Origin of the sequence: Corallococcus sp. AB049A, assembly GCF_003668885.1 — a bacterium.
In the GTDB taxonomy this organism is placed as follows: domain Bacteria; phylum Myxococcota; class Myxococcia; order Myxococcales; family Myxococcaceae; genus Corallococcus; species Corallococcus interemptor.
In genome coordinates this window covers 1-20034 of record NZ_RAWL01000132.1, presented here as the reverse complement: position 1 = coordinate 20034, position 20034 = coordinate 1, and the positions used below count along the sequence as shown (strand labels likewise).

Annotated in this window: 15 protein-coding genes; 13 read left to right on the top strand and 2 right to left on the bottom strand. The window is 71.2% G+C overall.

Annotated features, from left to right (window positions below; translation table 11 throughout):
• The first annotated feature begins 207 nt into the window (after window positions 1-207).
• On the top strand, window positions 208-3459 hold the full coding sequence (carB, locus tag D7X55_RS16515) for a carbamoyl-phosphate synthase large subunit (protein ID WP_121723539.1): 3252 nt from the start codon (window positions 208-210) through the stop codon (window positions 3457-3459).
• A gap of 112 nt (window positions 3460-3571) precedes the next feature.
• On the opposite strand, the gene D7X55_RS16510 is transcribed toward carB, so the two are convergent.
• Window positions 3572-5893 (bottom strand): PAS domain S-box protein, encoded by a 2322-nt coding sequence (locus D7X55_RS16510; RefSeq protein WP_158626379.1) that lies wholly within the window; start codon window positions 5891-5893, stop codon window positions 3572-3574.
• Window positions 5894-6075: 182 nt separating this feature from the next.
• Window positions 6076-6450, bottom strand: a complete 375-nt coding sequence (locus D7X55_RS16505) for a DUF1622 domain-containing protein (protein ID WP_120551971.1) — start codon at window positions 6448-6450, stop codon at window positions 6076-6078.
• A 249-nt stretch (window positions 6451-6699) separates the two neighbouring features.
• Here D7X55_RS16505 and D7X55_RS16500 point away from each other — a divergent pair, with 249 nt between their 5' ends.
• The 12 genes from D7X55_RS16500 to D7X55_RS16445 form a co-directional block, all read left to right on the top strand.
• Window positions 6700-8658, top strand: a complete 1959-nt coding sequence (locus D7X55_RS16500) for a hypothetical protein (protein ID WP_121723537.1) — start codon at window positions 6700-6702, stop codon at window positions 8656-8658.
• A gap of 16 nt (window positions 8659-8674) precedes the next feature.
• Window positions 8675-10996, top strand: coding sequence for a phage tail sheath subtilisin-like domain-containing protein (locus tag D7X55_RS16495; RefSeq protein ID WP_158626378.1), 2322 nt, complete (start codon window positions 8675-8677; stop codon window positions 10994-10996).
• Window positions 10996-11547 (top strand): phage tail protein, encoded by a 552-nt coding sequence (locus D7X55_RS16490; protein ID WP_120551968.1) that lies wholly within the window; start codon window positions 10996-10998, stop codon window positions 11545-11547. The genes D7X55_RS16495 and D7X55_RS16490 overlap by 1 nt, the downstream gene beginning before the upstream one ends.
• A 25-nt stretch (window positions 11548-11572) precedes the next feature.
• Entirely contained in the window at window positions 11573-12064 is a 492-nt protein-coding gene (locus tag D7X55_RS16485) for a phage tail protein (protein WP_120551967.1), read from the top strand.
• A 1-nt stretch (window position 12065) separates the two neighbouring features.
• Window positions 12066-12941, top strand: coding sequence for a hypothetical protein (locus tag D7X55_RS16480; protein WP_121723534.1), 876 nt, complete (start codon window positions 12066-12068; stop codon window positions 12939-12941).
• Between the two features lie 21 nt (window positions 12942-12962).
• Entirely contained in the window at window positions 12963-13175 is a 213-nt protein-coding gene (locus tag D7X55_RS16475; protein WP_120551965.1) for a hypothetical protein, read from the top strand.
• Entirely contained in the window at window positions 13172-13900 is a 729-nt protein-coding gene (locus tag D7X55_RS16470; protein WP_121723533.1) for a hypothetical protein, read from the top strand. The genes D7X55_RS16475 and D7X55_RS16470 overlap by 4 nt, the downstream gene beginning before the upstream one ends.
• A gap of 10 nt (window positions 13901-13910) precedes the next feature.
• On the top strand, window positions 13911-14189 hold the full coding sequence (locus D7X55_RS16465) for a tail protein X (RefSeq protein WP_120551963.1): 279 nt from the start codon (window positions 13911-13913) through the stop codon (window positions 14187-14189).
• Window positions 14189-15376 carry a phage late control D family protein gene (locus D7X55_RS16460; protein ID WP_121723532.1) on the top strand — a complete coding sequence of 396 codons (1188 nt, stop codon included), beginning with the start codon at window positions 14189-14191 and terminating at the stop codon, window positions 15374-15376. Before D7X55_RS16465 ends, D7X55_RS16460 begins: the two co-directional genes overlap by 1 nt.
• A complete protein-coding gene (locus D7X55_RS16455) occupies window positions 15376-15750 on the top strand; it encodes a GPW/gp25 family protein (protein WP_120551961.1) in 375 nt (124 codons plus the stop codon). The genes D7X55_RS16460 and D7X55_RS16455 overlap by 1 nt, the downstream gene beginning before the upstream one ends.
• A complete protein-coding gene (locus D7X55_RS45510; protein WP_121723531.1) occupies window positions 15747-19517 on the top strand; it encodes a baseplate J/gp47 family protein in 3771 nt (1256 codons plus the stop codon). The genes D7X55_RS16455 and D7X55_RS45510 overlap by 4 nt, the downstream gene beginning before the upstream one ends.
• On the top strand, window positions 19514-20034 hold a 521-nt coding region (locus D7X55_RS16445), incomplete at its 3' end, for a hypothetical protein (RefSeq protein WP_199746984.1). The genes D7X55_RS45510 and D7X55_RS16445, both read left to right, overlap by 4 nt.

Below are 20034 nucleotides of genomic sequence, written 5' to 3'. Positions count from 1 at the left end.
GTGTCCTCCTGGGCGAGGGCGGGCGCTGAGAGGAGAACGAGCAGGGCCAGGGGCCAGCGACGCATGGAACCTCCGGAGGGAAGCGCGGCAGCGTAGCAGAGGACGCCGGGCCGGGGTCCTCCGAGCAGGCGGGCATCGGACGGTCCCTTCGGATGCCACAACGCACCGCGTGCATGTGGGGGCGGACGTTGGTATGGGGGGCGCCCGATGCCCAAGCGCACTGATATCCGGAAGGTTCTCGTGATTGGCTCGGGCCCGATTGTCATCGGGCAGGCCGTCGAGTTCGACTACTCAGGCACCCAGGCGATCAAGGCGCTTCGGGACGAGGGCGTGGAGGTGGTGCTGCTCAACAGCAACCCCGCCACGGTGATGACGGACCCTGAGTTCGCCCACCGCACCTACATCGAGCCCATCACCGTGGAGGCGGCGGAGAAGATTCTGGCCGCCGAGCGGCCGGACTCGCTCTTGCCGACGATGGGCGGCCAGACGGCGCTCAACCTGGCCAAGGCGCTCGCGGAGCGGGGCATCCTGGAGAAGTACGGGGTGCGGCTCATTGGCGCGTCCCTGGAGGCCATCAACAAGGCCGAGGACCGCCAGCTCTTCAAGGCGGCCATGCAGAAGATTGGCGTGGCGCTGCCCAAGAGCGGCTATGCGACGACGCTCGCGGACGCCATGGCGCTGGTGGAGGAGATCGGCTTCCCGGCCATCATCCGGCCGTCCTTCACGCTCGGCGGCACGGGTGGCGGCATCGCGTACAACCGCGAGGAGTTCGAGGCCATCTGCCGCTCGGGCCTGAAGGCGAGCCCCACCTCCACCATCCTGGTGGAGGAGAGCGTGCTCGGCTGGAAGGAGTACGAGCTGGAGGTGGTGCGCGACTCCGCCGACAACGTCATCATCATCTGCTCCATCGAGAACCTGGACCCGATGGGCGTGCACACCGGTGACTCCATCACCGTGGCGCCCGCGCAGACGCTGACGGACCGCGAGTACCAGCGCATGCGGCAGGCGTCGCTGGCCATCATCCGCGAGATTGGCGTCGACACGGGCGGCTCCAACATCCAGTTCGGCATCCACCCGCGCGACGGCCGCATGGTCGTCATTGAAATGAACCCGCGCGTGTCGCGCTCCAGCGCGCTGGCGTCCAAGGCGACGGGCTACCCCATCGCGAAGGTCGCCGCGAAGCTGGCGCTGGGCTACACGCTGGATGAGCTGCGCAACGACATCACCCGCGACACGCCGGCCTCCTTCGAGCCGACGCTGGACTACGTGGTGGTGAAGGTGCCGCGCTTCAACTTCGAGAAGTTCCCCAAGGCGGACCGCACGCTGACCACGAGCATGCGCTCGGTGGGCGAGGTGATGGCCATTGGGCGCACCTTCCCCGAGGCGTACATGAAGGCGCTGCGCTCCATGGAGCTGGGGCGCGTGGGCCTGGAGTCGCCGGAGCTGCCCTCGGAGAAGGAGGAGCGGGAGAAGGTGCTGCACGAGGGGCTGCGCGTGCCCCGTCCGGAGCGCCCCTGGTTCGTGGCGCAGGCCTTCCGCGAGGGCATGACGGTGGAGCAGGTGCACCAGCTCTCCGCCATCGACCCGTGGTTCCTGCGGCACATCGAGGCGCTGGTGCGCGAGGCGCAGGCGCTGGCGGACATTGGCCGGCTGGACCATCTGGCGGACGACGTGCTTCGTCAGGCGAAGGCGCACGGCTTCTCCGACAAGTACCTGGGCAACCTGATGGGCTACCCGGAGGCGGAGGTGCGGGCGCACCGGCACGCGCGCGGCATCCGTCCGGTGTTCAAGCGGGTGGACACCTGCGCCGCGGAGTTCGAGGCGTACACGCCCTACCTGTACTCCACCTACGAGGAGGAGGACGAGGCGCCCCCCACGGACCGGCAGAAGGTCCTGATTCTGGGCAGCGGTCCCATCCGCATCGGCCAGGGCATCGAGTTCGACTACGCGTGCGTGCACGCGGCCTTCGCGCTGCGCGAGGCCGGGTACGAGACGGTGATGGTCAACTGCAACCCGGAGACGGTGTCCACGGACTACGACACGTCCGACCGCCTCTACTTCGAGCCGCTGACGATTGAAGACGTCCTGGAGGTGTCCCAGCGTGAGAAGCCGGTGGGCGCCATCGTGCAGTTCGGCGGGCAGACGCCGCTGCGCCTGAGCGTGCCGCTGGAGCAGGCGGGGCTGCCCATTCTGGGCACGTCGCCGGACGCCATCGACCGGGCGGAGGACCGCGAGAAGTTCGCGAAGCTGATTGAGAAGCTGGGCCTGAAGCAGCCGGAGAACGGCGTCGCGCGCAGCCACGCGGAGGCCTTCAAGGTGGCCGAGCGGATTGGCTACCCGGTGATGGTGCGTCCGTCGTACGTGCTGGGCGGGCGCGCGATGGAGACGGTCTACGACGCGGCCAGCCTGGAGCGCTACATGCGCGAGGCGGTGAGCGCGTCTCCGGAGCACCCGGTGTTGATTGACCGCTTCCTGAAGGACGCCATCGAGGTGGACCTGGACCTGGTGGCGGACCGCACGGGGCAGGTGCTGATTGGCGGCGTGCTGGAGCACATCCAGGAGGCGGGCGTGCACTCGGGTGACGCGGCGGCGACGCTGCCTCCGCACTCGCTGTCGCCGGACCTGGTGGAGCGGATGAAGGACCAGGCCATCGCGATGGCGCGCGAATTGGGCGTGGTGGGCCTGATGAACGTGCAGTTCGCCATCCAGGGGAAGAACATCTACATCCTGGAAGTGAACCCGCGAGCGAGCCGCACGGTGCCGTTCATCTCCAAGGCGACGGGCATGCCGATGGCGAAGATCGCCGCGCTCTGCATGGTGGGCAAGACGCTGAAGGAGCTGGGCCGCACGGAGGAGCCGGAGTTCCGGCACGTGGCGGTGAAGGAGAGTGTCTTCCCGTTCGCGCGCTTCGCCGGGGTGGACGTGATTCTGGGCCCGGAGATGAAGTCCACGGGCGAGGTCATGGGCCTGGCGGAGGACTATGCGTCCGCGTTCGCGAAGAGCCAGCTGGCGGCGGGCGTGAAGCTGCCCAAGACGGGCCGGGTGTTCATCTCCGTGAAGGACGACGACAAGCCGGCGGTGGTGGACCTGGCCCGGCGCCTGCGGTCGATGGGCTTCAGCCTGACGGCGACGGCGGGCACGCACGACTACCTGCAGACGAAGGGCATCGAGTCGCAGCGGGTGCAGAAGGTGAAGGAGGGCCGGCCGAACATCGTCGACAAGATCGTCGACGGGGAGATCGTCCTGGTCATCAACACCACCTTCGGCAAGCAGGAGATCGCGGACAGCTTCTCCATCCGCCGTGAGGCGCTGATGCACTCGGTGCCGTACTACACGACGGTGCAGGCGGCGCGCATGGCGGTGGGCGCGCTGGAGTCGCTGAAGCGCTCGGACCTCGCGGTGAAGCCGCTGCAGGCCTACCTGTACGGCGAGAACGGTGTGCCTCCGGCGCGGCGGTAGGAATCGTGAAGTTTCGCGGCCCCTGGGTGTCTCCAGGGGCCGCTTTCCGTCTTGGGGCCGGGCGTTGTGTGAGATGGCGCTCGGTGTCCTGGTGACGCGTTGGGGGAGCGGCTCAGACCATGGGCAGCTCCACGATGAACGTCGCGCCCTGCCCGGGTTGACTGACCGCGCGCAGGGTTCCGTGGTGGGCTTCGACAATCTGCCTCGTGATGAAGAGACCCAGGCCCAGGCCACCGTAGTGCCGGGTGGACACGGCCCGGGTGAACTTCTCGAAGATGGCCTGGAGGCTTCCTGGCGCGATGCCGATGCCTTCGTCCCTCACGCTCAGCCTGGCCCGGCCCCGGTCCCGCTCCACTCGCAGCGTGACCGGGCGCCCGGGGCCGTACTTCAGCGCGTTGGACAAGAGGCTGCTCGCCACCTGCTCCAGCCGGTGGCGGTCCCAGCGGCCCACCGCTCCCGGTTCCGCGTCGATGATGACCTTGCAGCCCGCCTTCGTGGCCTGGGCCTGGAAACGCTCCACCACGGTGCGCACCACGTCCGCCAGGTCCACATCCTCCAACTGCAACGGCGCGGCGGGGCCCGTGAGCTGCGTCACCTCCAGCAGGTCGTTGATGAGCGTGGTCATCTTGCGGACCTGTCCGGAGATGGTCTCCGCCGTCTTCACCACCCGCGCCCTCAGCGCCTCCAGGGTCTGTTCAGCCTGCGCGTCCCGGACCAGGGATTGGAGCTTCAGCTGCAACGGCGTCAGCGGTGTCTTCAATTCGTGTGACGCCACCGTCAGGAACTCGTCCCGGAGCGAGACGGCGTGCTGGAGCTGGGCCTGGGTCGTTCGCAGCTCGGTGACGTCCTGGAGCGCCAGGAGGACCGCCGCGTCGTGGCCGTGCTGGGCGGGCAGGGGAGCCGCTTCCACCAGCAGCGAGTAGTGCCCGGTGGGCGTGTGCCAGATGACCGGCTCGCCGTGCACAGGTGTTCCTCTCACCGCGCGGACGCCGGGGATCTCCTCCAGGCTCAGCACCCGGCCCGCTTCGTCCGTGAAGTGGTACTCACCCCGGTTGTAGGCCTCCTCGCTCAGGCCCCCGGGGAAGTCGCCGCCGGCCATCCTCCGGGCCACCTGGTTCGCGAAGACGACGCGGCCCGTCTGGGGCTCCACCAGGATCATCGCCACCGGCGTCCGATCCAACACCGCCTCCAGCCAGCGCTGCTGGTTCTTCAGGGACGCGGCGGACTCCTCCAGCTTCTTGCGTGCCTCCACCCGCTCCGTCACGTCGATGGCGAAGGACAACACGGAGTCCACCTGGCCCTTCACGTCGCGCAGCGGCTGGTACGCCACGTCGAACCGCCGCGTCGACTCCACGCCGGTATTCTGGAAGTCGGTGGTGATGGGGACCTCCTTCTCAATGAAGGGCTCTCCCTGGGTGTAGGCCTTCTCCAGCAACCGCGAGTACTCGGCGGCCCGGGCGTCATCGGTGCCCTTGATGGAGGCCCCCATCAGGTCCACGCCCCCGGACAGCGCCTTGTAGAGCGGGTTCACCAGCGTGAAGACCTGCTCTTCGCCGGAGAGGATGGCGATGGACGCCGGGGCGCTCGTCAGCACGGAGCGCAGCCTCGCGCGCTCGTTCTCCGCCTGGGCCTCCGCGTGCTTGCGCTCGGTGATGTCCTCCGCCGTGGAGATCCATTCGCGGATGGCGCCCTTCTTCCCGAACACGGGCACGGCCCGGCCCACGACGTCCCGGTAGCCCCCGGCGTGGTAGCGCAGGCGGAACTCGCCCCGGTAGGTCGTCTTCGTGCGCAGGGACTCCACCCAGCCCCTCACCACCCGCTTGCGGTCGTCCGGATGGATGGCGGCGAGCCAGCCCAGCCCCAGGTGCTCCGCGTGCGTCTGGCCGGTGAACTCCATCCAGCGCGGCGCGGGCTCCACCACCTCGCCGCGGCCGTTGGTGGTCCATACCGGCTGCGCCAGGGCCTCCACCAGCGAGCGGTAGCGCTGCTCGCTGGCCAGGAGCGCGTCGTGGGCCCTGCGCTGCTCGGTGACCTCCACCACGATGATGCCGATGCCCAGGAGGGCTCCCGCGCTCGTGCGCACGGGGTAGTAGCTGACGAGGAAGTGGCGCTCGACGCCCAGCTCCTTGGAGGTGACGCCGCTGACCTCCAGCGTCTGCGCGCCCCCGCCGTCCAGGATGCGCTGGTACTGGGGACGCAGCGTGGGCCACATCTCCGGGACGATCTCCTGCACCTTGCGGCCCAGGTGGGCGGCGCGGGGGATGCCATTGATGGCCGCGAGCGCGTCGTTGACCTGGACGAAGCGCTGCCGCAGGTCCACCACCGCGAGCCCCACGGGCGTGCTGGCCACCAGCGTCTCGAGGAGCAGCCGGGAGTGCTCGTCGGTGAGGGGCTCGCGGGTCTCCGGGTCGAAGCTTGCGCTGGGGCTCTCCACGCACGCCTCCTTTGACCCCGACCCTTCCCGGCGAGCTTGGAGGCAGGGCCCCGTGACGCCGCTTCCCACCATGGAAGTGGCCTGACCTGGAGGGTGTGCATCCCCCGCGAGGGTGGGCAGCCCGCATCCGCCCGGGGGCGCAGCCTCTGTCTGGCTGGCACCCAACGGCAGACAGCGCCCACTCAAGCGCCCGGTGGACCGGCTTCGTCCTTGCCGCGAGGCGGTGACTGCCAGGGCCACCGTCCGTCGATCTCCACCTCCAGCGTGAAGCTGAGGAAGGTCCGGATGAGGACGATGAGGCCCAGGATGACCACCTGCCGCAGCGTGGGCGACTGGGCGACCGTGCGGATGATGTCCGCCGCGACGAGCAGCTCCAATCCCAGCAGGATGGCGCGGCCCAGGTAGTGACGGAGCTGCCGGTACGCCTTCGCCCGCAGCGGCCCGCGTGCGTCCCGGAGGGCGAGCGCCACGGAGACCGCCGCCCCCACCACCATCACGACCACGCCCGCGCCCTCGAACAGCTGAGCGGCCAGGTCCACGAAGTCCACGAATCGCATCCGCCGCTCCCTTGCCGCGAAAGATGGTTTGCGGCACAGCGGACAACCACCCCGTCAAACCCTCCCGCCAGGGTGGGAATGCCGTCGGAATAGACACACAAAAACCCAAATCAATACATGCGTGCAGTGTTGACGCCGGCGGAGCTCCTGGTTCATTGTCGCCGCCCTTCGCGGGTCGCAGGTGCCGGGGGGTGCCGTGACGCATTGGTTTAAAGCCAGACATGGCGTTGCCCCAGAGGGTCGTGTCGCGTGATTCGCGAGATCCTCAGTGGACTGCTGTGGCAGGGCCGGTTGGCCTTGCGCAGCGGCGACGTGCGTGTCTTTGCCGCGCATGGCTACGTGGACGAGGGCTACCGGCCTTCACGCGTGCCGTTCCTGTCCGTCGTCGGTCCGCTGGGCCTCTTCTCCGAACCCGAGCGTGAGAACGGCCGCACCGGCGTCGCCACCGTCCGCGTCCCGGGCCACGTCGTCGGCAAGCCTCGCGCTCCCGTGGACAGCGTGCCTCCCAATGGCTCGCTCATGCTGCGCCTGGACGGCCGCGCCACCGTCACCCTCACGGGCCTGCCGGGCGGTTCGTTTGCTTCCACCGCGACGGGGCCTTCGGTAACGGCGGCCATCAACGCGAAGCTGGCGGATGCGCTCTCCGGGGGGCTCTTCCAGGAGCCTTCAGGGGCGCCGCTCGCGGACCCCTTGATGCTGGAGGCGCTGGGCGCCGTCGCCGCGCGCTGGGACGTGGAGGGCGGCCGGCTCGCGATCAGCTCCGATCCGGGCATCGCGTCGATGGCGTTCCGCTCCAGCGTGGAGGTGCTGCCGGTGGCCGGCAGCATCGCGGGGCCTCTGGGGTTGGAGCCTCCGGAGCGCTCGCAGGAGGGCCGGACGTTCCTCAGCAGGATTCGCGCGCCCAAGGCCATGGCCATCGACGTGCAGGTGGACGTGTGGGCGGGTTCGCAGGGGGACCTGGCGTCCATCATGGACACGGTCGCGCTCTCCATCCCCACGCGCGGGAACATGGTCCTGCGCCCGTCGCTCCTGGCCGAGGATGTGACCGACGGCGCCACGGCGGTCCGCCTCCTGACGCTCGGCGAGCCCACCACGCTCCTGTCCCTGGCGCACCTGGAGTCCAGTGACGCGAGCCTGGAGCGCGCTCGCGGCGGACGCGTGGACCTGGCGCCGGGCGCGTCCTTCCTGCCTGACTCCGGAGGACTGCGGCTGTCCGGCACCGGCACCGCCTCCGTGCTCGTCTACCCCATGCCCGCCGTGGCGGATCCGTTCCACGCCGACAATCCGGCTCCGGACGGGCTGGCGCTGTCCTTGGGGCTGCGCGTCGCCGCTGGCGCGGTGGCGGGCCAGACGCTGCCGGTGGCCGTGCTGATGGCGCAGGCGCAGCCCGTGCTGCGGCTCATCGTCCGCTATGAGCAGGTGGGCACTCGGCTCATGGGCGAGGTGGTGGCCACCGCGACGCTCGCTCGGTCCAGCGGCACGCAGGTCGCGGAGACGCGCTGGCGGCTCCCGGCGGAGCGGCTGGAGGCCGGCGTCGCTTTGCATGCGCGGCTGGAGGCGGGGGAGGGCGTGGTGTGGCTGTCGGCGGATGGGGCGCAGCAGCCGCTCCAGGACGCGGAGGCCACGCCCTCGCCGCCGGTCGCGGCTCCGGGCATCACCGTCGCCGCGAGCGACATGGTGCTCACGCTGGGGGACCCGGCGGGGACGCCGCTGGACTTCACCGTGGACCACCTGCACCTGGTGGCGGAGCCCGTGGGGCCGTTGGATCCGGCGCTGCGCCGCTCCGTCACCGCGGCCTCGCGCCTCAGGCCGGGCGACGTGGTGGTGCTGGGCGCGAGCGAGGACGGCTTCCGCGTGGGCAAGCAGCGCTTCCAGGCGCTGGTGCTGGGCGTGGACGGCGACCGCGTGACGCTCAGCAAGCCCGTGGAGGGCGCGTGGCCCCGGGGCCGCACGCTCGTGTTCCAGGAGGAGTGCTTCTTCTTCCAGACCCAGCTGCGCCGCCGCGACGATCTCTTGAACCACCTGTACCGCTGCTGCGTGGACTACCGGGTCTCCGCGCTGATGGACGAGCCGAACGCGCGCACCACCGCGCGCCTCGTCGAGAAACCCCAGGTGGACCCCGTCGCGCGCGGGGCCTCTCGCGGCGCCAGCGGCCACCCGGGCACTTCCGTCACCGAAGTCGATACCGCCAGGCGCGGGACCATCTGAACCCAGGAGGATGAACGTGGCTGAGCGACTGCATCCGGGCGTCTATGTGGAGGAAATCAGTGCCGGTGCGCGCCCCATCGAAGGGGTGGGCACGTCCACGGCGGCGTTCGTCGGCCGCACGGCGCGCGGCATTCCGGCCCTGGCCCAGTTCGTCACCGGCTTCGCCGAGTACGAGCGCGCCTTCGGCGGCCACGAGCCCGGTGAGGCGGGCCTCGTCGCGCAGGCGGTGGAGGCCTTCTTCGATTCCGGGGGACGCCGCGCGTACGTCGTGCGCGTGCTGCCCTCGGACGCGGTGGCCGGCGTGTCCTCGTCCCTGGCCGCTCGCGTGGGCGGCGGCCTCAACGCCCTCACGTTCCTGGCCCGGGGCGCGGGCGAGTGGTCCGGCTATCTCCGCGTCCAGGTGAGCGACTCCATCAACTTCCCCTCGGAGGCTTTCCGCGTGGAGGTGATGTGGACGGAAGCGGGAGCCACGCGCCGGCTGGAGACGTTCGAGGACGTGCGCATGGACCCGGCGAGCGAGGACTACGTCGGCGACCGCATCAACGACATCTCCCGCTACATCCGCGTGCGTGACGAGTTCCAGGCGGCGCTGGCGGCTCGGGCGCCGGGCGCGGTGCTCGTCCCCGGCGTGCCTCCCAAGCTCAAGGCCGCAGTGCTGTCCGGCACGAAGTACAGCCTCTTCGACGGCGGCAAGCTCCAGGTCTCCACCTGGGATGAAGCCCAGCCGGACCTGCCCCGCACGACGCTGGACGTCTCCATCACGCAGGCCCTGGTGGTGGCCGCCGTGCCGGGCGCGGCGTTCGTCAACGGCCGCGCGCAGCTGACCGCCACGGAGCTCAAGACCTTCCTCACCCAGGCCGTCACCTCGGCGGGCCTGGGCAACACGTTCGTCATTGGCGGCACGGACTCACCGGAGATTTCCCTCAAGGTGGCCACCGGGCCCACGCTCACCATCCCCAAGCCCGCGGGCGCCACGTATGACCTGGACCCCGAGGACGCCAAGGTCACCGTGGGCTCGCCGGGTGCGACCACGGTGGTGCCCATCCCCATCCTCGCGGCGAATGCCGGCGCGGTGACGCCCGCGGAGTTGAACCACTCGCTGAGCGTGGCGCTGGCCGGCAAGGTCGCGTCGGTGGTGACGGACGCGCAGGGCAACACCGTCATCACGGGCCTGGCCACGGCGGCGGGCACCTCCACGCTGTCGCTCTCCGCCAGCGGCTTCACCGGCACGCCCGCGGCCGGGACGGCGGGCCTGGGCGCGGAGTCCTTCGATGGGCTCCAATTGGCCATCAGCGAAACGCTCCAGCCCACGGTGCCCACCATGCTGCGGGCGCTGGGCTTCGCGCCGCGTGCCCGGGGTTACTCCGACGACTCGCCCGCGAACCCCTCGGTGCGACCGGTGGCGGCGACGAACCTGCGGCTCTTGGGCGGCGATGACGGCACGGGCCTGCTGGACTCGTCCGACTTCGCGGGCGACGCGAAGCTGCGCACGGGCCTGCACGCGCTGGACACGGAGGACGTCAACATCATCGCGCTGCCCGGCAAGAACGAGGTGTCGTTCATCGCCGCGGGCGTCGCGTACTGCGACAACCGGGGGGACTGCTTCTTCCTCGCGGACGGCCCCGGCGGCGTGGACAAGGACTTCGCGGTGCTGCCGGACGACGCGAAGCAGTTCGTGGAGGGCCTGCCTTCGCGCTCGAAGAACTCGGCCATGTTCTACCCGTGGATCCGCGTGGCGGACCCGGTGGGCGTGGGCCGAAACCCCACGCGGCTGGTGCCTCCGTCCGGCCACGTGGCGGGCCTCTTCGCGCGCACGGACACCACGCGCGGCGTGTGGAAGGCGCCCGCCGGCATCGAGGCGTCGCTCGCCAGTGCGCTGGGCCTCCAGTACCCCGTCATCGACGCGGAGCAGGATCAGCTCAACCCGGTGAGCCTCAACTGCTTGCGCCAGTTCCCCGGCGTGGGGCTGGTGTCGTGGGGCTCGCGCACGCTGTCGCCCGACCCCGAGTGGCGCTACATCCCGGTGCGCCGCACCGCGCTCTTCCTCAAGGAGTCCCTGCGGCGCGGCCTCATGTGGGCGGTGTTCGAGCCCAATGACGAGGAGCTGTGGGGCCGCATCCGCGTCGCCATCGAGTCCTTCATGCTGGGCCTGTTCCGGCAGGGCGCCTTCCAGGGCAGCACGCCCGAGGAGGCCTTCAGCGTCGTCTGCGACCGGAGCACCAACCCGCAGGAGAACGTGGACGCGGGCATCGTCACCGCGCAGGTGGCCTTCGCGCCGCTGAAGCCCGCGGAGTTCGTCGTGATTGAAATCAGCCAGAAGAGCCTGCTGGCGGCCTGATGCCCACGCCCGTCCCCGCCAACGCCCGCAACCCGCTGCGGACCTTCCAGTTCCGGCTCCGGATGAGCACGTCCGGGGCCGGCGACTACGTGGCCGGTGTGCGCACCGTGTCCGGCCTGTCCGTCAGCGTGGGCGCCCATGAGACGTGGGAGGGCGGCAACAACCTGCACCGCTACGCCCAGCCCCACAAGGTGACGTGGGAGCCGCTGGTGCTGGAGCAGGGGCTGGCGCTGGATGACTCGCTGGAGCGCTGGGCTCGCGCGGTGCTGGAGTTCGCGCGCACCGGCAAGGCGCCCGGCGAGCCGGTGAAGCGCGACCTCTTCATCGACGTGTGGGACGCATACGCGCACCCCACGGCCGTGCCCGCGCCCGGCGGCATGGAGGCGCGCATCCGCAGCTTCCACGTGCACAACGCGTGGGTGTCCAAGTTCCACGCCCTGCCCAAGCTGGATGCCATGGCGGGGGAGGTGGCGCTCCTGTCGCTGGAGCTCACCCACGAGGGCTGGGAGCCGGTGCCCCGGCCCGTGCTGTCCCTGCCCGCGACGCCCTGACGTCCCCTTTTCGAGGAGTGATGCCATGCCCCGATTCGTCGAGTCCACGAAGCGCGACCCGTACCGCAACTTCAACTTCCGCGTGCTCTTCAACAACATCGAGGTGGCCGCGTGCCGGAAGATTTCCGGCATCACCGGCACCGTGGAGGTGGTGAAGTTCCGCTCCGGCAACAGCCCGTCCTCCGTGGACGAGCTGTCCCCGGGCCGCGTGCACTACGAGCCCATCACGCTGGAGGCGGGGCTCACGCAGGACACGACGTTCCGGGACTGGGCGCTCCAGCTCATCCGCCACGAGGCCACGCCCGGCTTCCGCGCCGCCGAGCCGGACTACCGGCGCACCGTCGAAATCCTCGTCTACGACCTGGACTTCAACCGCGCGGTGAAGAAGTTCGTGCTGCGCAACGCGTGGGTCTCGAAGTTCACCGCGATGTCGGAGCTGGCCGCGGAGGCGAACGAGATCCTCATCGAGAGTTGCGAGGTCAACCACGAGGGCTTCACGCTGGAGGCGGTGGTCTGACGTGCTCCTCGATCCTCCCATCCCGGTGCTCCTGCCGCACGGCCTCTTCGACGAGGACGGCCGCTGTCACCGTCAGGGCGAGCTGCGCGCGCTCACCGGCCGCGAGGAGTGGTCGCTGGCCCAGGCCGGCGAGCGCCCGGGGCCTCGCGCGGTGAGCGAACTGCTCGCGGCGTGCCTGGCGCGGCTGGGGGACTATCCGCGCGTCGACGCGTCGCTGGCGGCGTGCCTCACGCGGGGAGACCGGCACCACCTGGCGCTGCACCTGCGGGCCCGGCTGTATGGGGACCGCTTGACGCTGGTGGCGCGCTGCCCGGCGCCTGGATGCGAGGCCGTCGCGGACGTGGACGTGCGGCTCTCCGCGCTGTCGCCGGAGCGGCCCCTGGATGCACCGGAGGTGCTGACCGTCGCGCTGCCGGAAGGCACCGCGGAGGTGCGTGAGCCGACGGGCGAGGACGACGCGGTGCTCGCGGACGCGCAGGGCAGCCGGGCGGAGCGCGCCGCGCTCCTGTGGTCGCGGCTGGTGGTGGTGGACGGACGGGCGCTGACGCCCTCGTCGTGGCTGGGGCTGCCCGCGCGTTCACGGCACGCGGTCGCGCTGGCGCTGGCGGATGGGACGTCCGCTCCGGACCTGGGGCTCCTGGCCCGGTGCCCGAAGTGCTCCGCGTGGTTGGAGCTGGAGCTGGATCCGTTCGCGCTGCTGACTCGCGAGCTGCGGGGGGGCGCGGCGCGGCTGGAGACGGAGGTGCACGTGCTGGCCTTCCACTACCACTGGTCGGAGGCGGACATCCTGGCGCTGCCCCGCGCCCGGCGGTGGCGCTACCTGGAGCTGCTTCGCAACGAGCTGGAAGGCCGTCCGCTGGTGGATGGCTGGAGCTGACGACGGAAGGACGCACACGCCATGGCCCCACCCCCGGTGCAAGGACAGGTCGGACTCACCCGCCGCGAGCTGGAGCGTGAGCTCGCGTGGATGCTGCGCAGCGTCCCGGACAACCCGAAGGAGCTCGTGAAGCTGTTCAGCCAGACGGTGGTGGCGCTGATGGACAAGAACAACGAAGCCATCGCCCGGAGCCTCGCCCAGCGCGAGCCGTCCGGCATCCGGGGCAACGGATGACCCGCAACCTGGACCCGACGCTCATCGCGTTTGATCAGCAGCTCCAGAAGGGCATGCTGGTGACGCTGCCGACGTCGGCGGATGACAAGAAGTCCGAACCGGGCGTGCGCGCGCTGCGCTTCCAGTACAACCCGGAGACGGTGACGCGCACGCGCGCGGGCCAGTGGGAGACCAAGCCCGGCAAGACGCCCGAGCAGACCAAGGTCCTCACCGACGGTCAGCGCGGCGGTGGCCTGCACGCCAAGAGCGAGACGATTGCCCTCAAGCTCGTCTTCGACGTGACGGAGGCGCTGCTGCGCGACACGAAGGGGGAGGGCACCCAGGGCGTGCTGCCGGAGCTGGCCATGCTGGAGGGCATGGCGCTGGGCAAGGACCAGACGGGCGAGGAGGAGAAGAAGCCCGCGACGAAGCTCGTCTCGCTCAACCCCACGGAGCTGCTGCTCATGCTGGGGCCGCGCACGTTCCCGGTGGTCATCACCGGGATGACCATCGTTGAGCAGCGGTTCGATCCGGCGCTCTACCCGCTGCGCGCGGAGGTGGACCTGCGCATGCGCATCCTGGAGGTGGGGGAGAACGCGGCGAACAACAAGGTGGCCCAGGCGTTCGCCAACCTGCGCGACCTGCGTCTGCGGATGGAGGACCTGGCGGCGGTGAAGGGCGCGGACGCGAGCACCCTCATCGCGCAGGCCCTGGCGCCGCAGGTGAAGCTCGACGGGGCGAGCTGACGGGACGGCCATGAGCGACCCTTCCTCGCGAAACAAGGACCTGCCGACGTACACGGTACCGCTGGGGCCGGAGGGCGCCTCGGTGTCGCTGTACGTGCCCCGCGTGGCGCCGCGCGTGCCCACGTCGCTGCTCCACAAGGTGGTGGCGGGGGACCGGTTGGACCTGCTCGCGCAGCGCTACTTCAGCGACCCGTTCCAGGCGTGGCGCATCGTGGACGCCAACCCCACCTTCGAGCCCGAGGCGCTGCTGGAGCCGGGCACGGTGCTGCTCATTCCGGAGAAGCCCTGATGGCGGACCAGCGCGCGGCGTTCCTCCAGCTGTGGATCGACGGACAGCCCATGACGGACGCCCGCGGCCGGGTGTCCCGCCTGGAGGTGGACGAGCGCACCGACGACGCGTCGTCCTTCCACCTGTCGCTGGACATGGCGCCCACGGACGCGGGGGACTGGGACGCGCTGGCGGACGGGCGCTTCGCGCTGCTCAAGCGCGTCACCATCAGCTTCGGGCTGGGGGCTCCGGACAGCGACGCGCCGGACGTCCAGGAGGTGGTGTTCGACGGCTACATCACCGCGGTGGAGCCGTACTTCGGCCCGTCGCGCGTGCCGGACTCGTCGCTGGAGGTGTACGGGCTGGACGCGTCGTGCCTGATGCACCTGGAGGAGCGCACGCGTTCGTTCAGCGGCCTGTCCGACGCGGGCATCGTGCGGCAGCTCTACGGGGAGTATGGCTTCGCGCTGGACGTGCAGGAGACGGCGCCGGTGCGCGACCCGGACCGCGCGGTGGTGCTCCAGCGCGGCACGGACGCGTCGCTCATCCGGTGGCTGGCCCGGCGCAACGGGTATGAGGCCTTCGTGGAGCGCAAGCAGGGCCCGGTGGGCGCGGGGGCCAACGCGGCGCTTGAGTGCGTGGGCCACTTCCACCTTCCGCGGCCGGATGGCCCGAAGCAGCCGGACCTGTCGCTGATTCCCCGCTCCACGCCGTCCGTCATCGAGCTCAAGGCGCGCTGGGAGAGCCACCGGCCCACGGAGCTGCATGGCGAGCACATCGACGAGCGCACGCGGCGGATCCGCTCCGCCACGGTGACGGCCCCGCGCTTTCCCCGCATGGGGCCCACCAGCCGCGCGGACATCCTCAAGGCCCGCATGGCGGCGGTGCTGCCCAAGCGGCCCCAGACGAAGGCGGTGGGCCTGCAGTACGTGGACGTGCCGCACGAAGTGCCGGAGGTGGAGAACCTGGCGTGGTCGGACTACCGCGAGGCGGACTGGCTCGCGGAGGCGAACGGCACGGTGCAGGGGCTGCGCTACGCACGCATCCTGCGCGCCCGGCGTCCGGTGGGGCTGGTGGGGGCGGGCAAGCTGATGGACGGCACCTGGTACGTGCGCGGCGCGCGTCACCGCTGGGTGTGGGCGGAGGCGCTGGCCCGCTACGAGGTGGACGTGGACCTGGCTCGCGACGCGCTCAACGGGGTGGCGTGATGGGGCGCGGCCTGCACTTCCCCTTCCAGCTGGGAGACCTGGGCACGCCGCGCACGGTGGGGTCCGCGCAGGTCATCCGTCAGCAACTGGAGCAGCTGCTCTTCACGCTGCCCGGGGAGCGGGTGAACCGTCCGCGCTTCGGATGCGGCGTGCAGCGGATGGTGTTCGGAGCCGCGAGCCCGGAGGCCGCCGCCGCGGCCGAGTACATCATCCGCCTCAACGTGCAGGAGTTCATGCGCGACCAGGTGCGCCTGGACGCGGTGAAGGTGAGCGCCGAGGACGCGACGCTCTACGTGGACATCCTCTACACGCTGCTGGCGACGGGTGAGGCGCAAGCGGAGTTGTTCCGCCGGGACCTGGAGGCTCCGCCGTGAGTGCCCGGGTCCTGCTGACCTTGCCGCTGGAGGCGTCGCTGGGGGCGGCGCAGGCCGCGTTGCAGACCACGCCTCCGGGCGAGGTGGAGTGGGTGCTCCCCGTGGGCGAGGGCGTGCTCACCACGGACGCTGTCGTCGGTACGCCCGCGCATGCGCTGCGGCTCACGGGCGGCCTGGGAGTGTCGCTGCGGCTGGATGGCGGGACGCTGGAGATGACCGGGCTCTTCACAGGGCTGTCGGGCGTGACGGTGGTGGCGGTGGACGCGGGGCTGGTCCTCCTGGGCGCGCGGGTCGAGGTGTTGGACGTCACGGTGAGCGCCACGGCGTCGGGGGATTGCGCGGCGGTGAGCGTGGAGACGCCGGATGGCACGGTGGTCATTGGTTCGCTGACGGTGACGGGGGCGAAGGGTGAGGAGGCCACGGGCTTGCGGCTGCTGGCGGCGGAGGCCCGCGTGACGGGCCTGTCCGTGGATGCGGTGCAGGCCACGGTGGGTGAGGCCTTCGGCGTGCGGGCGGTCTGCCAGGCTTCGCAGTGGGCGGACGTGACGGTGCACGACGTCACGGGCACGACGACGGGCACGGGCCTGGAGCTGGCGGGCTTCACCCGCGCGGACCTGTCCGGGCTCACGGTGTCGCAGGTGTCCGGAGCGAGCGCGACCGGCGCGCGGGTGCTGGTGGCTCGGGAGGAGGGCGAGGGCATGTCCCTGGTGGACGTGTCCGTGAGCGACGTGGCTGCGTCCGGGGCGCAGTGGAGCGCCGGGCTCGTGGTGGCTTCGGCGGGCGCCCTTCAGGTGCGGGGCTTCACCGTGCAGCGGGTGACGGGGGCGTTCCTGATGGGGGCGCTCGCGCTGGGCGGGCGGAGCATGGAAGTGGCCATGGGCCAGGTGGAGGACGTCACCGGCGGGACGCGCGCCACGGGCCTGCGGGTGCTGGGCGGGCCTTCGCTGGAGCCGGTGGGGGTGCGCGACGTGGAGGTGAGCCGTGTCGCGGCGGCGCCGGTTCCGGTGTCCGCGCAGCCGGCGGCGTCGTGGTCGGACTGGCTCAGCGCCGCGCTGGATTCGCTGTCGGCCTCGGTCGTGGGACCGCTGACGCTGCCGGAGTTCCCCTCGGACGCGGACGTCGTGGGGCTGCACGTGGCCGCGCCGCTGGGGGGCCTGGAGCCGGTGCTGGATGAAGGCACACCGGGAGAGATTGCCGTCGAGGACTGCTCCCTCTTCGTCATCACCGGCACCGCGCTGCAGGTGGAGGGCGGGCTGCGCACGGCGCTGATCCGGCGCACCGAGGCCTGGACGTCGGTGCACGCGGGCTGGTTGCAGGCGGAGCAGCTGCTGCTGGCGCAGCTCACCTGGCACCGGCATGCGCATGGGCTGCGGCTGGGGCCGGGCGAGATTCGTGCTTACGACTCGCTCTTCACGGCCATCGTGGGCGCGCCCTTCGTGCTGGAGACGGACGCGGAGCTGTCCGCTTCGCCCGCGCTCTTTGCTCAGGGCGCGGGCCCGCCGTTCCTGGAAGTGGGGCCGCTGCCGTACCGGACGCCGGGGACTCCCGAGGTCCCTCCAGCGCTGCTCACGGGGAGCCTGCCGCCTCCGGAGAGCGTGGACCTTCGACTGGTGCCGGATGTGGCCATCTCTCGCGCGGCGGTGCCCGTGCCGGGGGATGGGCCTCGCGATCCGGCGCCGTTCGTGGGGGCCTGGGCTCCGGACGTGGTGCCGGGCTGTGACGTGCGGGATCCGCAGCCGCGTCCGTGGCTCGCGGCTCCGGAGCGGCCCGCGCCCGGGGCGCTGGTGGACTACCAGGCCCGTGACGCGCAGTCGTTGCTGGCGGTGATGCTGGAGCGGGCTCGCACGGTGATGGCGCCGTGGGAGGACCGGGGGCCCGCGGACTTCACGACCATGTTGCTGGAGGCCGTGGCCGCGCAGCTGGACTCGTTGGCGTACCAGCAGGAGCGCGCCGTGGTGGAAGGCTTCCTGGAGGATGCCCGGCTGCGGCGCTCCGTCGAGGACCACGCGAGGGGTCTGGACTACGTGCCGGACCCGGGGCTCTCCGCCACGGTGATGCTGCGGTTCCGGTTGGATCCGGTGGCGCTCGCGGCGCTGGTGCAGGAGCGGCTGGAGGAGCTGCACCTGTCCGCGCTTCCTCCGGGCACCACCGCGCTGGAGTTCCTCACCGGGGGCGGCGTGCTGGAGATTCCAGCCGAGACGCTGGTGGCGAATGTCTCCACGGACGAGCACTCGCTGGTGTTCGTCACCGAGTCGCCGCTGTCGTACTTCCCCCGGCTGGAATCCGTGACGCTCGCGGAGTCCGTGCAGCCGGGGGACACCGGGGCCACGCTCGCGGGCCTGTATCCGGAGCTGGAGGTGGGCCGGTGGCTCATCCTCTACCGGGGACGCGGCGAGGGCGGACACGTGGTGCGCGTGACGTCCGTGACGCTCGCCACGGATAGGACGTTCGTCGGGTGGGATCCGCGCAGGTTCGCGCCGGAGGCGTTCCTGGCACCTGGGGACCCCGCGCCCGGGCCTCGCGCGGCCGTGCTGGGCAATGGGGTGCCCGCGCATCATGGGCTGCCGGTGTCGCCGCTCCCCGAGGGCTTCGAGGCGGACTCGGCGGAGCCGTTTGCCCGGAGCCTCGCGCAGTGGCGCGCGCTGCTGTCTCCCGTCGTGGATGGCGGTGCGGCGCGCGAGTTCGCCCTGCCGTTCCATCCGGTCAGTGTCCAGGCCTCCGGGTATCCGCTGCCAGGAGATGAATCGCGGCGCGGGACGCCCCAGCTCCAGGTGAGCGTGGAGGACGACCCGTGGACGTTGGTGGAGGACCTGTCCGTGCAGGGGCCGGGGGATGAGGTGTTCGTGCTCCGCGCGACGCCCACGGGGGGGGCCAGCCTGCGTTGGGGCGATGGCATCAACGGCGCCGCGTTGCCTCCCCGGGAGACGGCGCTGGGGTTGTCGCTTCGCATTGGTCTGGGGACGGTGGGCAACGTGGGGGAGGGCGTGCTCACGCGGCTGCTCCAGGTGCCGTTGGATCCGCAGCGCTCCGCGTCCGCGGGCGAGCTGCTGGCCCGGTCGATGGACGACCTGCGCCTGCTGGTGCGCGTGGACAATCCATTGCCCGCGGTGGGCGGACGCGACGCGGAGTCGCTCGACTCCATCCGCTACCGGGCACCGGCGGGCGTGTCACAGCCGCTGTCCGCCGTCACCGTCGATGACTACGTGCGGATGCTCCAGCAGTTGCCGGAGGTCGCGGGGGCTTCGGCGCGCTCGGTGATCCGCGACCTGCGCACGGTCATCCGGGTGACGGTGTTGCTGCGCGACGAGGACACGCTGGACCGGGACGAGCTGCTTCGCCGGTGGGCCGGGGTGCGCCGGCGGCTGGAGGAGATCCGGGTGCTGGGGGTGGACGTGGAGGCGCTGCCGCCCCGGTGGGTGCCGCTCGATCTGGACCTGGAGGTGGACGCCGCGCCGCATTCGCAGGCGGAGCAGGTGCACGACGCGGTGGTGGGTGCCATCGCGGGAGACGGCGGGCTGTTGGATCCGGATCGCTCCGGTTTGAACGGCGACGTGCAGCTCGCGGACCTGTACCAGGCGGTGTTGCGCGTGCCGGGCGTGACGGCGGTGCGGGTGAAGCGCTTCCGCCGCCTGGAGCCTCATGCGCCGGAGCGGCTGGAGGCGGGCGTCATTCCGATCGGGCCGGAGGAGGTCGCCACCGCTCGAGGTGGCTACTGGCCGGGCTCCGAAGGCGTGCTCACCGTGCAGGTGTGTGGAGGGCTGCGATGAGCCGCGTTCCCTCCACGCACCAGGCGCTGACGCATGAGCAGCTCCGCACCCGGCTGGGTGAGTCGGCTCGCATCGTCTTCTCCCGGCTGGACGAAGCGCCCACGTGGAATCCGCTCGCGTACGCGGCGCCGTCGTCGGTGGACCTGGGGCGGGGGCTGCTCGACAGCGTGGCGCTCGCGCTGCATGTGCTGTGGACGTATCAGCAGGCGTGGGCGGAGGAGTGCTTCCTCGTCACCGCGCGCCTGGAGGACTCCGTCTCCAAGTTGCTCGGGCACATCGGCTACCGGCCGAGCCCGGGCACCGCGGCGGTGGGGCTTCAGCACTTCCGCTGCAAGGCGAACGTGCGCGGCACGCTGCCGGCGGGAACGGCGGTGAATTCGGCGGCGGAGGGGGAAGAGGCCGCCGCCATCTTCGAGACGCTCGCTCCGCTGCGGCTGCTTCCGGAGCTCAATGAGCTTCGTGCGTTCCTTCCGCCTCGCACCGGTGTGGGGACCGGGACGGGCGCGGGGACGGGAAC

What these genes read in the sequence shown, in the direction of transcription:
- D7X55_RS16470 (WP_121723533.1), top strand. Translation starts at nt 13,172, where the DNA reads ATGACCCGCAACCTGGACCCGACGCTCATCGCGTTTGATCAGCAGCTC.
- D7X55_RS16485 (WP_120551967.1), top strand. Translation starts at nt 11,573, where the DNA reads ATGCCCCGATTCGTCGAGTCCACGAAGCGCGACCCGTACCGCAACTTC.
- D7X55_RS16460 (WP_121723532.1), top strand. Translation starts at nt 14,189, where the DNA reads ATGGCGGACCAGCGCGCGGCGTTCCTCCAGCTGTGGATCGACGGACAG.
- D7X55_RS16465 (WP_120551963.1), top strand. Translation starts at nt 13,911, where the DNA reads ATGAGCGACCCTTCCTCGCGAAACAAGGACCTGCCGACGTACACGGTA.
- carB (WP_121723539.1), top strand. Translation starts at nt 208, where the DNA reads ATGCCCAAGCGCACTGATATCCGGAAGGTTCTCGTGATTGGCTCGGGC.
- D7X55_RS16505 (WP_120551971.1), bottom strand. Translation starts at nt 6,450, where the DNA reads ATGCGATTCGTGGACTTCGTGGACCTGGCCGCTCAGCTGTTCGAGGGC.
- D7X55_RS16490 (WP_120551968.1), top strand. Translation starts at nt 10,996, where the DNA reads ATGCCCACGCCCGTCCCCGCCAACGCCCGCAACCCGCTGCGGACCTTC.
- D7X55_RS16475 (WP_120551965.1), top strand. Translation starts at nt 12,963, where the DNA reads ATGGCCCCACCCCCGGTGCAAGGACAGGTCGGACTCACCCGCCGCGAG.
- D7X55_RS16455 (WP_120551961.1), top strand. Translation starts at nt 15,376, where the DNA reads ATGGGGCGCGGCCTGCACTTCCCCTTCCAGCTGGGAGACCTGGGCACG.